Annotated in this window: 13 protein-coding genes; 9 read left to right on the plus strand and 4 right to left on the minus strand. The window is 63.0% G+C overall.

The genetic code is table 11. From position 1 onward, the window contains the following. The first annotated feature begins 47 nt into the window (after positions 1 to 47). On the plus strand, positions 48 to 524 hold the full coding sequence (locus ACH79_RS35415; RefSeq protein WP_161855075.1) for a helix-turn-helix domain-containing protein: 477 nt from the start codon (positions 48 to 50) through the stop codon (positions 522 to 524). Between the two features lie 25 nt (positions 525 to 549). Here ACH79_RS35415 and ACH79_RS43360 read toward each other — a convergent pair whose 3' ends face one another. Continuing rightward, on the minus strand, positions 550 to 798 hold the full coding sequence (locus tag ACH79_RS43360; protein WP_057856780.1) for a hypothetical protein: 249 nt from the start codon (positions 796 to 798) through the stop codon (positions 550 to 552). A 230-nt stretch (positions 799 to 1028) separates the two neighbouring features. Here ACH79_RS43360 and topA point away from each other — a divergent pair, with 230 nt between their 5' ends. The 6 genes from topA (at position 1029) to rpmG (ending at position 9173) form a co-directional block, all read left to right on the plus strand. After that, positions 1029 to 3791 (plus strand): type I DNA topoisomerase, encoded by a 2763-nt coding sequence (topA, locus tag ACH79_RS35420; protein WP_161855076.1) that lies wholly within the window; start codon positions 1029 to 1031, stop codon positions 3789 to 3791. Further along, a complete protein-coding gene (rnr, locus tag ACH79_RS35425) occupies positions 3792 to 6134 on the plus strand; it encodes a ribonuclease R (protein ID WP_161855077.1) in 2343 nt (780 codons plus the stop codon). Continuing rightward, a complete protein-coding gene (locus tag ACH79_RS35430) occupies positions 6122 to 6556 on the plus strand; it encodes a DUF983 domain-containing protein (protein WP_161855078.1) in 435 nt (144 codons plus the stop codon). Before rnr ends, ACH79_RS35430 begins: the two co-directional genes overlap by 13 nt. A 40-nt stretch (positions 6557 to 6596) precedes the next feature. Further along, complete coding sequence (locus ACH79_RS35435; RefSeq protein WP_161855079.1) at positions 6597 to 7334, plus strand: NUDIX domain-containing protein; 738 nt, start codon at positions 6597 to 6599, stop codon at positions 7332 to 7334. A 221-nt stretch (positions 7335 to 7555) separates the two neighbouring features. Further along, positions 7556 to 8881: an LLM class flavin-dependent oxidoreductase gene (locus tag ACH79_RS35440; RefSeq protein WP_161855080.1), complete on the plus strand. Its 1326-nt coding sequence runs from the start codon at positions 7556 to 7558 to the stop codon at positions 8879 to 8881. A gap of 124 nt (positions 8882 to 9005) precedes the next feature. Continuing rightward, positions 9006 to 9173 (plus strand): 50S ribosomal protein L33, encoded by a 168-nt coding sequence (rpmG, locus tag ACH79_RS35445; protein WP_027537094.1) that lies wholly within the window; start codon positions 9006 to 9008, stop codon positions 9171 to 9173. Between the two features lie 69 nt (positions 9174 to 9242). On the opposite strand, the gene ACH79_RS35450 is transcribed toward rpmG, so the two are convergent. Then, positions 9243 to 10475 carry an MFS transporter gene (locus ACH79_RS35450; RefSeq protein WP_161855081.1) on the minus strand — a complete coding sequence of 411 codons (1233 nt, stop codon included), beginning with the start codon at positions 10473 to 10475 and terminating at the stop codon, positions 9243 to 9245. Positions 10476 to 10608: 133 nt separating this feature from the next. Between ACH79_RS35450 and ACH79_RS35455 the strand changes: the two genes are divergently transcribed. Together ACH79_RS35455 and ACH79_RS35460 are read left to right on the plus strand one after the other, a co-directional pair. Then, complete coding sequence (locus ACH79_RS35455) at positions 10609 to 11226, plus strand: TetR/AcrR family transcriptional regulator (RefSeq protein WP_161855082.1); 618 nt, start codon at positions 10609 to 10611, stop codon at positions 11224 to 11226. A gap of 136 nt (positions 11227 to 11362) precedes the next feature. Beyond that, a complete protein-coding gene (locus tag ACH79_RS35460; RefSeq protein ID WP_246738254.1) occupies positions 11363 to 12589 on the plus strand; it encodes a serine hydrolase in 1227 nt (408 codons plus the stop codon). 193 nt (positions 12590 to 12782) lie between these two features. Here ACH79_RS35460 and ACH79_RS35465 read toward each other — a convergent pair whose 3' ends face one another. Both ACH79_RS35465 and ACH79_RS35470 read right to left on the minus strand, forming a co-directional pair. After that, entirely contained in the window at positions 12783 to 14156 is a 1374-nt protein-coding gene (locus tag ACH79_RS35465) for a PleD family two-component system response regulator (protein ID WP_161855083.1), read from the minus strand. A 12-nt stretch (positions 14157 to 14168) separates the two neighbouring features. Then, positions 14169 to 14534 (minus strand): response regulator, encoded by a 366-nt coding sequence (locus ACH79_RS35470; protein WP_027538546.1) that lies wholly within the window; start codon positions 14532 to 14534, stop codon positions 14169 to 14171. Positions 14535 to 14756 lie beyond the last annotated feature (222 nt).

Genomic DNA, 14756 nt, shown 5'->3' on the forward strand with positions numbered 1-14756 from the left:
TCGCGTGAAGAGAACGCGTCAAACTAGGACTCAACGGGAGCCCCGCCATGGTGAAACGCACCAGCTTTGAGCACGACGACTGCCCGATCGCGCGCTCGCTGGATGCGATCGGCGACTGGTGGTCGATACTCATCATTCGCGAGGCGCTGTTCGGTATCAGCCGCTTCGGCGAATTCCAGAAGAGGCTCGGCCTCGCCAAGAACATCCTCACAGTGCGGCTGCGCGCGCTGGTCGATCAGGGTATTCTCAAGATCGCCCCCGCCTCCGACGGCAGCGTCTATCAGGAATATCTGCTGACGCCGAAGGGCCGCGGCGTGTTTCCGATCCTGGTCGCCTTGCGGCAATGGAGCGAGGAATTCGACGAGCGGCCCGAGGAGATCGCCACCATCCTCGTCGATAAGGAAAAGGGTAGGCCGGTCCGCAAGCTCGAACTCTATTCGCAGGATGGGCGGCTATTGGGTGCCGGAGACACCGCCCTGAAGGCGCGTCCGGCGGGAAAGATTGGCAAGCGGGTTAGAGCGTAGCTGCCGATCCATCATCACTCCAAGTTCACGACAGCTTGTGCTTGCTCCGGGTCCGCAGCCGCTCTTCCGCCTCGAGCTGCGCCATGCCGAGCAGATGACTGAGCACCTCGAGCCGATGGCGCTCCGCGAGCTTGACCAGTTCGGCAACGGTCTCCGCAATGAAGGCTACGGCCTCGTCAGGGCCGCCCTCTTCACCTCGTTCTGGTACTTCGGTTGGCGAGTCCGGTTTCTTGCCCGAAGCTTTCCGCTTCCGGCCGCCAGCAGCTTTGCTCAAAAAACTTGCATCCCAATGACACAAAGTATTGCGCAGAAATAACCCCTTTGATGGCGCAACTCTAGGGCGCATTTCGCAACTCCTCAGATATAAGTGGACATCAAAAGGTTCCCTGACGGCATTTGCTGATTTGACAGGGGCCGCCTCACCACCCATGTTCGGGTCCAATCGGTGGGCCGCGAGTCTCGCGGAACCCGCCTTTATCTTTTCCCGTAAGCCATTGGAATGACATGAATATCGTCATTGTGGAGTCGCCGGCGAAAGCCAAGACGATCAATAAGTATTTGGGCGCCTCCTACGAGGTTCTGGCCTCGTTCGGCCATGTCCGTGACCTCCCCGCCAAGAACGGTTCCGTCGACCCGGAAGCCAACTTTCAGATGATCTGGGAGGTGGACCCCAAGGCGGCGAGCCGACTCAACGACATCGCGAAAGCGCTGAAGGGTGCCGACCGCCTGATTCTCGCAACCGACCCTGATCGCGAGGGTGAAGCGATCTCCTGGCACGTGCTGGAGGTCATGAAAGAGAAGCGCGCGCTGAAAGATCAGAAGATCGAGCGCGTGGTGTTCAACGCCATTACCAAGCAGGCCGTGACTGACGCCATGAAGGCGCCGCGCCAGATCGACGGCGCGCTGGTCGACGCCTATATGGCGCGCCGCGCGCTGGACTATCTGGTCGGCTTCACGCTCTCGCCGGTGCTGTGGCGCAAGCTGCCGGGCGCGCGCTCGGCCGGCCGCGTGCAGTCGGTGGCGTTGCGATTGGTCTGCGACCGCGAACTCGAGATCGAAAAATTCGTCCCCCGCGAATACTGGTCGCTGGTCGCGACGCTGACCACGCCGCGCGGCGATAGCTTCGAAGCGCGCCTTGTCGGCGCCGACGGCAAGAAGATCCAACGGCTCGACATCGGCTCCGGCGCCGAAGCCGAAGACCTCAAGAAGGCGATCGAAGCCGCAAACTTCACGGTTTCGACGGTTGAGGCAAAGCCGGCCCGCCGCAATCCGCAAGCGCCCTTCACCACCTCGACGCTGCAGCAGGAAGCGAGCCGCAAGCTCGGCTTTGCGCCGGCGCACACCATGCGGATCGCGCAGCGGCTGTATGAAGGCATCGACATCGGCGGCGAGACCACCGGTCTCATCACCTATATGCGAACCGACGGCGTGCAGATCGACGGCTCCGCGATCACGCAGGCCCGCAAGGTGATCGGCGAGGATTACGGCAAGGCCTATGTGCCGGATGCGCCGCGCCAGTACCAGACCAAGGCCAAGAACGCGCAGGAAGCGCACGAAGCGATCCGCCCGACCGATCTGGCGCGCCGTCCCGCCGAGATGCGCCGCCGCCTCGATCCCGATCAGGCCAAGCTTTATGAGCTGATCTGGATCCGCACCATTGCGAGCCAGATGGAATCGGCCGAACTCGAACGCACCACCGTCGATATCGCGGCGAAAGCCGGCTCCCGCGTGCTGGAGCTGCGCGCTTCCGGCCAGGTCATCAAGTTCGACGGCTTCCTCGCGCTCTACCAGGAAGGCCGCGACGACGAGGAAGACGAGGATTCCCGCCGCCTCCCCGCCATGAGCGAAGGCGAGCCGTTGAAGCGGCAGGATCTTGCCGTCACGCAACACTTCACCGAGCCGCCGCCGCGCTTCTCCGAAGCGTCGCTGGTCAAGCGGATGGAAGAGCTCGGCATCGGCCGTCCCTCGACCTACGCCTCGATCCTGCAGGTGCTGAAAGATCGCGGCTACGTCAAGCTGGAGAAGAAGCGGCTGCACGGCGAGGACAAGGGCCGCGTCGTGGTCGCGTTTCTTGAAAACTTCTTCTCGCGCTACGTGGAGTATGACTTCACCGCGGCGCTGGAAGAACAGCTCGACCGCATCTCCAACAACGAGATTTCCTGGCAGCAGGTGTTGCAGGATTTCTGGGCCGGCTTCATCGGCGCGGTCAACGACATCAAGGATCTGCGCGTCGCCGAGGTGCTGGACGTGCTCGACGACATGCTGGGGCCGCACATCTATCCGCCACGCGCGGATGGCGGCGATGTCAGGCAGTGCCCGACCTGCGGCACCGGCAAGCTCAACCTGAAGGCCGGCAAGTTCGGCGCTTTTGTCGGCTGCTCGAACTATCCGGAATGCCGCTACACCCGCCCGCTGGCCGCCGATAGCGAAGCCAGCGCCGACCGCGTTCTGGGCAAGGATCCCGAAACTGACCTCGACGTGACGGTGAAGGCCGGACGTTTCGGCCCCTACATCCAGCTCGGCGAGCAGAAGGATTACGAAGAGGGCGAAAAGCCCAAGCGCGCCGGCATCCCGAAGAACATGTCGCCGAGCGACATGGAGCTCGAACTGGCTCTAAAACTGCTGTCGCTTCCGCGCGAAGTTGGAAAACATCCGGAAACCGGCGAGCCGATCACCGCAGGCATCGGCCGCTTCGGGCCGTTCGTGCGGCACGAAAAGACCTATGCCAGTCTCGAGGCCGGCGATGAGGTGTTCGACATCGGCCTCAATCGCGCGGTGACGCTGATCGCGGAAAAGATCGCAAAAGGCCCGAGCGGCCGCCGCTTCGGCGCCGATCCCGGCAAGCCGCTGGGCGAGCATCCGAGCCTGGGCGGCGTCGCCGTGAAGAACGGCCGCTACGGCGCCTATGTCACCGCCGGCGGCGTCAACGCCACGATCCCGAGCGACAAGACGCCCGACACGATCACGCTCGCCGAAGCCATTGCGCTGATCGACGAGCGCGCGGCCAAGGGCGGCGGCAAGCCGAAGCGCGGTACCAAGAAGGCCGCGCCGAAGAAGGCAGCCAAGACTGCTACCAAGGCTGCCGATCCCGACGCGCCAAAGCCTGCGAAGAAAGCGGCAGCGAAGAAAGCTGCGGCAAAGCCGAAATCGGAAGCCGTCAGCAAGGCGCGCGCACCAGTCGCATCCGCTGCCAAGACATCGGCGGCCAAGCCCGCCACTGCACCCAAAACGCCCGCGAAGAAAAGCGCGGGCAAGGCCCGGGGATAAGTGAAACGAAAACACGACCATGGCTTTCCGAGCCGGGACGCCATCGTTGCCTTTATTCGCGCCCATCCGGGCAAGATCGGCACGCGGGAAATTGCCCGCGAGTTCGGCCTGAAGAATGCCGATCGCGCCGAGCTGAAACGCATCCTGCGCGAGCTCGCCGACGACGGCACGATTGCGAAGCGCGGCCGGAAAATCCACGAGACGGCTCTCCTGCCCCCAACCGTGATCGCCGACATCACCGGCCGCGACACCGACGGCGAATTGCTCGCCGTTCCCACCGAATGGGATACCGAGGAAAACGGTCCCGCGCCGAAGATCCGCATCCACGTCCCGCGCCGCCTGCAACCGGGCACCGCTGCCGGTGTCGGCGACCGCGCCCTGTTGCGGATCGAAAAGGCTGATGATGGCGAAATCGCCCCCTATCGCGGCCGAATCATCAAGATCATCGATCAAGCCCGCACGCGCCTGCTCGGCATCTTCCGCAAGCTGCCTGGTGGCGGCGGCCTGCTCGTTCCCGTCGACAAGAAACAGGCCGGACGTGAATTGAACATCGCGCCAGCGGATACCGGCGGCGCCGAGGACGGCGACCTCGTCAGCGTCGATCTGGTTCGCTCGCGCGGCTATGGCCTTGCTTCCGGCAAGGTGAAGGAGCGGCTAGGCTCGCTGTCGAGCGAGAAGGCGATCAGCCTGATCGCGATCCATGCCCACGAGATTCCGCAAGCGTTCTCGCCGAGCGCGGCGCGCGAAGCCGAGGATGCGCAGCCTGCGACACTGAAGGGCCGCGAGGATTGGCGCGAGCTTCCGCTTGTCACCATCGATCCGCCCGACGCCAAAGACCACGACGACGCAGTGCATGCCGCGCCCGATCCCGATCCGAACAACAAGGGCGGCTACATCGTCCATGTCGCGATTGCCGACGTCGCCTTCTATGTGCGGCCGGGCTCGGCGCTGGATCGTGATGGGCTGACGCGCGGCAACTCGGTCTATTTCCCCGACCGCGTTGTGCCGATGCTACCCGAGCGCATCTCCAACAATCTCTGCTCGCTGGTGCCGGGCGAGCCGCGCGGCGCGCTTGCGGTGCGGCTGGTGATCGGCCCCGACGGCCGCAAGCGCTCGCACAGCTTTCATCGCGTGCTGATGCGTTCGGCCGCCAAGCTGCATTACGCGCAGGCGCAGGCCGCCATCGATGGCCGCCCCGACGATACCACCGGCCCGCTGCTGGAACCGATCCTGAAGCCGCTCTACGCAGCCTACGCGCTGGTGAAACTCGCGCGCGACGAGCGCGATCCGCTGGATCTCGATCTGCCCGAGCGAAAAATCCTGCTCAAGCCCGACGGCACCGTCGATCGCGTCATCGTGCCCGAGCGTCTCGACGCGCACCGGCTGATCGAGGAATTCATGATCCTCGCCAATGTCGCCGCCGCCGAAATGCTTGAAAAGAAGGCGTTGCCGCTTATCTATCGGGTGCACGACGAGCCGACCCAGGAGAAGGTTCATAACCTTCAGGAGTTCCTGAAGACACTCGACCTCCCGTTCGCGAAGACCGGTGCGTTGCGCCCTGCCCTGTTCAATCGCGTGCTGGGACAGGTCCGCGGCGAAGACTACGAACCGCTCGTCAACGAGGTGGTGCTGCGCTCGCAGGCGCAGGCGGAATATTCGGCGGAGAATTACGGCCATTTCGGCCTCAACCTGCGCCGTTACGCCCATTTCACTTCGCCGATCAGGCGATATGCGGATCTGATCGTGCATCGCGCGCTGATCCGCGCGCTTGGTCTCGGCGAAGGCGCGTTGCCGGAGAGCGAGACGCTGGAGACACTGAGCGAAGTCGCGGCGCAGATTTCGCTGACCGAACGCCGCGCGATGAAGGCGGAACGCGAGACCGCAGACCGGCTGATCGCGCATTTCCTCGCCGACCGCATCGGCGCAACGTTTCAGGGTCGTATTTCCGGCGTCACCCGCGCCGGCTTGTTCGTGAAGTTATCTGATACCGGCGCCGACGGGCTGATCCCGATCCGCACGCTCGGCACGGAGTATTTCAATTATGACGAGACGCGCCACGCGCTCGTCGGCTCACGCAGCGGTGCCATGCATCGGTTGGGTGACGTTGTCGACGTGCGTCTGGTAGAAGCTGCACCAGTGGCCGGCGCGTTGCGGTTCGAGCTGTTGTCGGAAGGCCAGGTCATTCCGCGCGGCAGAAAACGCGAGGGCTCTAAAGCACAGGCAAAGCCGTCGAAATCGCATCCGGGCCGCAGCCCGCGCGACAAGGTTCGAAAGCTCCACAAGGGCAAGTCCGGGAAATTCAAGCCCGGCAAATCGAAGAAAGGCAAGTCATGGAAACGGTGAGTCCCACGACATGGACCCGGGATCCCGCACACGCCGAAAAGCGCGATCTCTGGACCGCGATGAAGCGCGGTTTCCGTTGCCGTTGTCCGCGCTGCGGCGAAGGCAAGATGTTTCGCGCCTTCCTGAAGACTGCCAACAATTGCTCGGTATGCGGGCTCGACTTCTCGCCGCACCGGGCTGACGATCTGCCGGCCTATCTCGTAATCGTCATCGTCGGCCACATCGTGGTACCGGCGGCGCTGTGGATCGAAACCAATTACTCACCCGCGGTGTGGCTGCAACTGGCAATCTATTTGCCGATCACTTTCATTTCGTCGCTGCTGCTGTTGCAGCCGGTCAAGGGCGCGGTGGTCGGTTTCCAATGGGCGCTGCGCATGCACGGCTTTGACGAGAATGCGCCCAGCGACATTCCCCCGGTCTAGCTAAACCGGGGCCAACAAGAAGCATCACGATGGGGATGGAATGAGCGACGCTGCGACTACCGTACAGGAAGGAAAAGAAGCCGATCACCATCCTTACTTCCGGCCCAAGGATGCAGCGACCCTGATCCTGATCGACCGCTCCGGCGAGAAGCCCAAGGTGCTGGTCGGCAAGCGCCACGACAAGGTGGTGTTCATGCCGGGCAAGTATGTTTTCCCCGGTGGCCGTGTCGACAAGTCGGACAACCGGGTGCCGGTCGCCGCTCCGATTTCCGCGGAGCTTGAAGCCAATCTTCTCAAGGGCAGCCCGAAGATCGCGCCTTCCCGGGCGCGCGCGCTCGCGGTTGCCGCGATCCGCGAAGCCTGCGAGGAAACCGGCCTCTGTCTGGGATGCAAGGTCGACAAGCCCGTGAAGCTGGACGGCGCCTGGAAGCCGTTCGCGGAAGCCGGCCTGCTGCCCGATCCGTCAGGACTGTTCCTGATCGCGCGCGCGATCACCCCGCCCGGCCGCGTCCGCCGCTTCGATACGCGCTTCTTCACGGCGGATGCGTCAGCCATCGCGCACCGGGTCGAGGGCGTGATCCACGCCGATGCCGAATTGGTGGAGCTGGTCTGGGTCGAGATCGGCTCGCAGCCGCTCGCCGACGCGCATGCCATGACCAAGAACGTGCTCGCCGAACTCGACCGCCGCCTTGCCACCGGCCCCTTGCGCCACGACGCGCCGGTGCCGTTCTTCCATTTCTACGGCGGCAAGATGCAAAAGGATGTGCTGGGGGTGTAGCCCCCGCTCTCTCCGCGTCATTGCGAGCGAAGCGAAGCAATCCATCTTTCTCCGCGCTGAGGCATGGATTGCTTCGCTTCGCTCGCAATGACGGTTTTTGCGCCGTTGAATTGTTCTCCCCCAGTCCCTTAAATTGCAAAATTCTTCTCGGCGCCGCCTGCTGGCGCCGCTCTCGCCCATGCCTATCTCTTCCCCAACAATAACAGCGACGGAACGGGGCAATGGCACAGCGGCAACTCAAGCTCGGCGCTTTCATGCGGCCGGTCTCCATCCATACCGGCGCGTGGCGCTATCCAGGCGCATGGCCCGACGCCAACTTCAATTTTCCGCGCATCAAGCAACTGATCCAGAAACTGGAAGCCGGCAAATTCGACGCCTTCTTCATGGCCGATCATCTCGCCGTGCTGAACATGCCGATCAATGCGCTCAAGCGCAGCCACACGGTCACCTCGTTCGAGCCGTTCACGCTGCTGTCGGCGCTGGCCGGCGCCACCGAACATATCGGCCTGATCGCGACGGGATCGACGACGTTCGACGAGCCCTATCATGTTGCCCGCCGCTTCGCCTCGCTCGATCACATCTCGGGCGGACGCGCGGGGTGGAATATCGTCACCACCTCCAATCCGGACGCGGCGCTGAATTTCGGGCTCGACGACCACATGGAGCACGCCGAACGCTACAAGCGGGCGCGCGAGTTCTATGACGTGGTTACCGGTCTCTGGGATTCCTTTGCCGACGACGCCTTCGTGCGCGACGTCGAGAGCGGGCTCTATTTCGATCCCGAAAAGATGCACGTGCTCAATCACAAGGGAAAATATCTCTCCGTGCGTGGGCCGCTCAACATCGCCCGGCCCGTGCAGGGCTGGCCGCTGATCGTGCAGGCCGGCGCGTCCGAAGACGGCAAGCAGCTCGCAGCGGAAACGGCCGAAGCCGTGTTCACCGGCGGCGGCAGCCTCGCCGACGGGCAAAAGCTTTACGCCGACATCAAGGGCCGCATGGAGAAGATCGGCCGCGACCCCGAGCACCTGAAGATCCTGCCCGGCGCCTTCGTCGTCGGCGGCGACAGCGTCGAGGAAGCCAAGGAGAAGAGAGCAAAGCTCGACAGCATGGTGCATTACGACAGCGCCATCGCCTCGCTCTCGGTGCAGCTCGGGACGGATGCGTCCGGATTCGATCCCGACGGGCAGTTGCCGGAAATCCCCGAGACCAATGCCAGCAAGAGCGGCCGCCAACGCCTCGTCGATGCCGCCGCGCGCGACAAGCTCACCGTGCGCCAGCTCGCCCAGCGGGTCGGCGGCTATGGCGGGCTGTCGTTCGTCGGCACGCCCAAGACCATCGCCGACCAGATGGAAGACTGGCTGGTGAGCCGCGGCAGCGACGGCTTCAACATCATGTTCCCGTTCCTTCCGGCAGGGCTCGACGATTTCGTCGACAAGGTGGTGCCGGAACTGCAGCGGCGCGGGATTTTCCGGAAAGAGTATGAGGGCAAGACGTTGCGGGAGAATTTGGGGCTCCCAAGGCCGAAAAACCGGTTCTTTGAGGGTTAATCCCGCCGAATCCGGCCGGTTTTTGCCCCGAAAACCTTGACTTTGGGCGATCAGAAGCTAGGTTGCGCGCAAATGCAGGCCGGTTTGGCCGGCGCCAGATTTCCAGACATTTGAGGTCTCAACCATGGCCAAAGCGGTCACCATCAAGGTCAAGCTCGTTTCCACGGCGGATACCGGCTTCTACTACGTCGCCAAGAAGAATTCGCGCACCATGACCGACAAGCTGGTCAAGAAGAAGTACGACCCGGTCGCGCGCAAGCACGTCGAGTTCAAGGAATCGAAGATCAAGTAACGTCGCAGCCTATCGCTGACGGTTTGAACGGGGCCCTTCGGCCCCGTTTTTGATTCCGCCCTATGACGGTTAAGCCGTCTGCATCTGCGGCGGCCCGCTCGGCCGGATCAGCGCGAACGCGACCTGGATGATGCCGCCGGCCAGCCCCAGCGCGACGCCGATCCGCCACGCCATGGTGTAGGAGCCGAGCGCGTCGTAGAGCACCCCGCCGCCAAAGGCGCCGAGGAAGCTGCCGACCTGGTGGCTCATGAAGGCGAGCCCCTGGATCATCGCCTGCCACTTCAGGCCGAACATTTCCGCCACTGCGCCCGCGACCAGCGGGCCAACGCCCATCCACAGAAAGCCCATGATGGCGCCGAACAGCAGCGTGGTCGCCTGCGTCGGCGCCAGCGTGAAGTACCAGGCGAGCGCGATGGAGCGGAAGATGTAGATGCCGCCGAGCAGCGCCAGCTTGTTCCAGCGCTGGCCGGCCCAGCCGAAGAAGATGCTGCCGAGCACGTTGAAGCCGCCGATCATGCCGAGCGTCTGCGCGCTCAGCATCGGGTCCATGCCGCAGATCGCCAGATAAGACGGCAGATGCGTGGTAAGAAAGACGAGCTGCATGCCGCAGACGAAGTAGGCGCCGGTCATCACCACGAACGAAGCGTTGGAGAATGCCATCTTCGTCGCCATGGCAGCCGAAGCGTCGTCGATCTCGTCATCGGCGGGCTTGGGCAGCGGGACCTTGTCCACCCGCCCCGCGTACCACGCGGCCGGAATCATCAGCAGCGACAGCACGACGAAGCCGACAAGGCCAATCCGCCAGCCATAGCCCTCGTTGAGAATCTGTCCGATCGGCGCCGACAACAGCGCGCCGAGCGATCCTGCACCCGAGACCAGGCCAAGCACCGTCGAGCGCACCGACGCCGGCACCGCGCGGGCTGCGACCGACATCGCGATCGCCGCCGCAGTGCAGGCCAGCGAGATGCCGATCAGCACGCCGCCGCCGATCATGACGCTGAGAATGCCGTTGGCGCCCGCCATCAGCGCGAGGCCCGCGACATAGAGCAGCGCACCGACAATCATAATGGGCCGAAAGCCGTAGCGCACCGTCAGCGCCCCGGCGAGCGGCTGCAGGAAACCCCAGGCGAGGTTTTGCACCGCGAGAGCCAGCGTGAAATCGGACACCGAAATCCGGATGTCCTGCGTCAGCGGCTGCATGAACAGGCCGAGCGATTGCCGCAGGCCCATGCTGAGCGTGAGCATGACGGATGCGCCGATCAGGATGGGCAGTGTGGGGCGCAGAATCTGCAGCAGGGCCATTGTTTTTATTCTCCCTAAGGGGTGCGATTCGAACGCCGCGTTCTGCAATCGATATCTGAAATAGGTACACAGACCTGTGTAACTAGGCTATAAGGGGGCTTCACTGTCAAGCTAACGGCTATCGCGCATTCGCATGGCACCCCTGCCTGCCAAACTTGATATGAAGGACCGGATTCTCGAAACCGCAGATAGGCTGTTCTATCTGCAGGGAATTCGCGCGGTTGGCGTTGACACCATCGCCGCCGAAATCGGCATCAGCAAGCGCACGCTCTACAATCATTTTCCGTCCAAGGATGCGCTGATCTCGGCCTATCTGGCACGGCGCTTCGTGGCGCCGCGCGCTTCCGACAAGTCGCCGGTCGAACAGATTCTCGGCACCTTCGATTCGCTGGAACGGCGCTTTTCGGCCAAGGATTTTCGCGGCTGTCCGTTCGTCAATGCGGTGGCCGAACTCGGCGAAGACCGGTCGGTTCGAAAGGTGGCGGTCGCGTTCAAGGAAAGCCGCCGCCTCTGGTTTCGCGACTTGCTGCTGCAACTCGGCGTCCCGGATGCAGAAGCCCTGGCGACGCAACTCGCACTGCTCGTCGACGGCTCGATCGCGCAAGATCTCGTCCGCAACGACCCCGCGATGGCACGCGCGGCGAAGGAAGCGGCGACGGTGTTGCTACGGAATGCGGGCGTGAAGGTGGGCAAAACCAGTACAGCGGCAAAACAGGCATCGAAGAAGCCCCGGACCTCCTCACCAGCTTGAGGCGACTACCTCCACATCGTCGTCCGTGCCTAGTGCGCAATTGCGCACGGGCGCAGTACCCATGCGCCGTGGCTTTGCAATAGGCCGATGTGGTAGTTACCTTGGCCACAAGCAAGCGGCGATAGAGGGAGCGAAAATGGAAGACCTGAAAGTGACCGCCAAGGGGTACGACTTCAAACCGGCACGCACGGCCATGCAACGCTATATCGACAACAACCTGCTGTCGGGCATTTCCTGGGCGGTCATGAGCGGGCGCGACCTCATCGATGTGAATTGCGTCGGCTGGGCCGACAAGGAGGCGCAGACGCCGCTGCGCACCGACCACATCTTCCGCGTCTTCTCCAACACCAAGCTGATCACCTCCTGCGCCGTTCTGTTGCTGTTCGAGGAAGGCAAACTTGGGCTCGACGACGCAATCGAGAAATTTATTCCGCAGCTCGGAAATCGCAGGGTGTTGCGACCCGGCGCCGCCTCGCTTGACGATACCGAGCCCGCGAGGAGCTCGATCACCATCCGTCAGTTGCTCAGCCACAGCTCCGGCCTGAGCTACGGCTTTTTCGATCCCGGCACCGCTATCTACAAGGCGCTGAACGAGCGCGGCGTTCACAATCCTATGACGACGCTGGCCGACATGGTGGACGTGCTGGCCGGCCTGCCGCTGATCTATCAGCCGGGCACCTCGTGGGAATATTCGCTTGCCACCGACGTGCTGGGGCGGCTGGTCGAAGTCATCAGCGGCCAGAGTTTTGACAAGTTCATCAAGCTGCGGATTCTCGATCCGCTCGGCATGGTCGATACCGGCTTCGTCGTGCCGGAAAAGGATCAGGGCCGGCTGGTCGCCTATTACGCCGGTGCAGACCTGATGGAGCCGATGAAGCCGGGGTTGACCCGAACCGACAACTCGCCTTTCCCAGGCGCTTATCTGCGCCCGATCGCGCGGCTCAGCGGCGGTGGCGGCCTGGTTTCGACGCTGCATGACATGGTGGCGCTGATCCGAAGTCTGCTGCCCGGCGGGCCGACGCTGCTCAAGCCGGAAACGATTGCGCAGATGATGACCAACCAGTTGCCCGAGAGCCAGTGGATCCGCTTTGCCACGATGGGAGAGCAGCCCGGCAAGGCCTATACCCTGGCCGGCGGCTTGATCGTGAAGCCGACGCCGTTCGATCATTCCGACGCGGCGGGTGAGCTCTATTGGGGCGGCGTCGCCGGCACCCAATGGTGGATCTCGCCGAGGTATAACATCGCGGGCGTCATGATGGCGCAGCGCCAGATGGCGTTCGTGCATCCGTTCTCGTTCGAGTTCAAGCGGCTGGCGTATGAGGCGGTGAAGCAAGGCGCCGAAGGAATGCGCGTCTCCGCGTAAGCATCCGCACAAAGGCTTAAGCATCCGCACAAAGGCTGTCGTCACCCGCGAAAGCGGGTGACCCAGTATTCCAGAGACGTTGAAGATTGAGTCGAGAGGCCGCGGCGTACTGGATGCCCCGCCCCAGTGCGCAATTGCGCACAAGGCGGGGCACGACGATCTAGCAAGATCAACGCAATTGCGCGACGACAACTTACGCCGCCGTCGAAACCACCCTGTTCCGGCCGTCGTTCTTCGCCCGATACAGCGCCATGTCGGCGCGCTTGAGCACGTCGGCGACCGGTTCGTCCTTGTGGTCCAGCGTGGCGAGGCCGATCGAGATGGTGACGTCGATCCGCTTGGTGCCCTTGTTGACGGCAAAGGTTTCGCCGGCGATCGAGCGGCGCAGGCGCTCGGCAACCATGCCGGCGACATTGAGGTCGGTTTCCGGCATCACGATCACGAACTCCTCGCCGCCGTAGCGGCAGGCGAGATCGATGCCGCGGATCGACTTGCGGATACGCACCGCGAATTCCCGCAGCACGTCGTCGCCGGCATCGTGGCCGTAGGTGTCGTTGATCGATTTGAAGTAGTCGATGTCGAGGATCATCAGCGCTAGCGGCTTGCCGCGGCTCGAGGCCTGCTCGACGAGCGTCGAGAGATGGCTTTCCATGTAGCGGCGGTTGTTCAGGCCGGTCAGTGCGTCGGTGATCGCCATCTCAATCGAGTTCTGCACGTTGTCGCGCAGATGGTCGGTGTAACGCCGCTTGCGGATCTGGGTGCGCGCCCGCGCCAGCAGTTCGTTCTTGTCGACGGGACGGAGCAGATAGTCGTTGACGCCGATTTCGAGCCCGCGCAACAGCCGCGCATTGTTGTCGGCGTCGGAGATGGCGAGGATCGGCAACTGGCGGGTGCGCTCCAGCGAGCGCGCCTGGCTGCACAGCCGCAGGCCGTCGTAATTTTCCAGGCTGAGCGAAACGATCAGCAAATCGTAATTGCCCTCGGCGGCATGAAACAGCGCCTCCGCCGGGTTGATCTCGACGTCAACCGTGTGCTCGGCGGAAAGGATCGGTGCCAGCCGCTCGTAGGATGACGGCCGGTCGTCGACCAGCAGGATCCGCCCACCAACGCCCTTGTCGGCGATCGCGCTGCGCTCGGGCGCCTCCATGCCGATCTCAAGCGAGGTGATGGCGCGCATGCGCAGCTCATCGGTCATCATCTTCAGCCGCGTCAGCGAGCGAACGCGCGCGATCAAAACGACGTCGGACACCGGCTTGGTGAGAAAATCGTCGGCGCCGGCTTCCAGCCCGCGCACGCGATCAGACGGGCTGTCCAGCGCTGTGACGATCACGACGGGAATGAAGTGTGTGGCCGGATTGGACTTCAGGCGGCGGCAGACTTCGAACCCGTCCATGTCAGGCATCATGACGTCGAGCAGGATGATGTCGCATTCCGAGCGGGAGCAGATGTCGAGTGCCTCGGCGCCGTTCGAGGCGGTCAGCACGTCGAAATATTCGGCCGACAGGCGGGCTTCCAGGAGCTTGACGTTCGCCGGAACGTCATCGACGACAAGAATACGTGCAGACATCGAAACTCACTCCTACCCGATAAAACGCCGCACGGTTTCGATAAACTTGCCGACGGAAATAGGTTTGGACAGATACGCCTCGCAGCCGCCCTCGCGGATGCGCTCTTCGTCGCCTTTCATCGCAAAGGCGGTAACGGCAACCACCGGAATCGCGCGCAGCTCCGGATCGTCCTTGATCCAGCGCGTCACTTCGAGGCCGGATACTTGCGGAAGCTGGATGTCCATCAGGATCAGATCAGGACGCAGCTTGCGAACGAGATCGAGTGCCTCGAAACCGTTGCTGGTACCGGAAGTCTGATAGCCATGCGCTTCCAACAGATCGCGAAAGAGCTTCATGTTGAGCTCGTTGTCCTCCACGATCAGGACGGTTTTTGCCATCCCGTCCCTCCCTCATCCCAGGAAACACGTCCGGCTTTTCGACACGCCCCGCACCGCAGCCGCCCCTTGTCGAAAAGTGAATTCAAACTAGCGCCAGATTTCGCTCTAAGCCGTTAAATCGATGCGCCAAGTTTTACGAAGCGGTTTGCAAATGTTGAACGCACTCCGCAGACTCGGGCATGATGGTTCCAAAGTAGAGCCTATAAGTTAACGGAAAGGCAA

The sequence above is a fragment of the Bradyrhizobium sp. CCBAU 051011 genome, assembly GCF_009930815.1.
GTDB lineage: Bacteria > Pseudomonadota > Alphaproteobacteria > Rhizobiales > Xanthobacteraceae > Bradyrhizobium.

Excerpts from the sequence above, each read along its gene's own strand:
- ACH79_RS35430 (WP_161855078.1), top strand. The coding sequence starts at position 6,122 with ATGGAAACGGTGAGTCCCACGACATGGACCCGGGATCCCGCACACGCC.
- ACH79_RS35440 (WP_161855080.1), top strand. The coding sequence starts at position 7,556 with ATGGCACAGCGGCAACTCAAGCTCGGCGCTTTCATGCGGCCGGTCTCC.
- ACH79_RS35450 (WP_161855081.1), bottom strand. The coding sequence starts at position 10,475 with ATGGCCCTGCTGCAGATTCTGCGCCCCACACTGCCCATCCTGATCGGC.
- topA (WP_161855076.1), top strand. The coding sequence starts at position 1,029 with ATGAATATCGTCATTGTGGAGTCGCCGGCGAAAGCCAAGACGATCAAT.
- ACH79_RS35470 (WP_027538546.1), bottom strand. The coding sequence starts at position 14,534 with ATGGCAAAAACCGTCCTGATCGTGGAGGACAACGAGCTCAACATGAAG.
- rpmG (WP_027537094.1), top strand. The coding sequence starts at position 9,006 with ATGGCCAAAGCGGTCACCATCAAGGTCAAGCTCGTTTCCACGGCGGAT.
- ACH79_RS35455 (WP_161855082.1), top strand. The coding sequence starts at position 10,609 with ATGGCACCCCTGCCTGCCAAACTTGATATGAAGGACCGGATTCTCGAA.
- ACH79_RS35465 (WP_161855083.1), bottom strand. The coding sequence starts at position 14,156 with ATGTCTGCACGTATTCTTGTCGTCGATGACGTTCCGGCGAACGTCAAG.
- ACH79_RS35415 (WP_161855075.1), top strand. The coding sequence starts at position 48 with ATGGTGAAACGCACCAGCTTTGAGCACGACGACTGCCCGATCGCGCGC.
- ACH79_RS35460 (WP_246738254.1), top strand. The coding sequence starts at position 11,363 with ATGGAAGACCTGAAAGTGACCGCCAAGGGGTACGACTTCAAACCGGCA.
- ACH79_RS35435 (WP_161855079.1), top strand. The coding sequence starts at position 6,597 with ATGAGCGACGCTGCGACTACCGTACAGGAAGGAAAAGAAGCCGATCAC.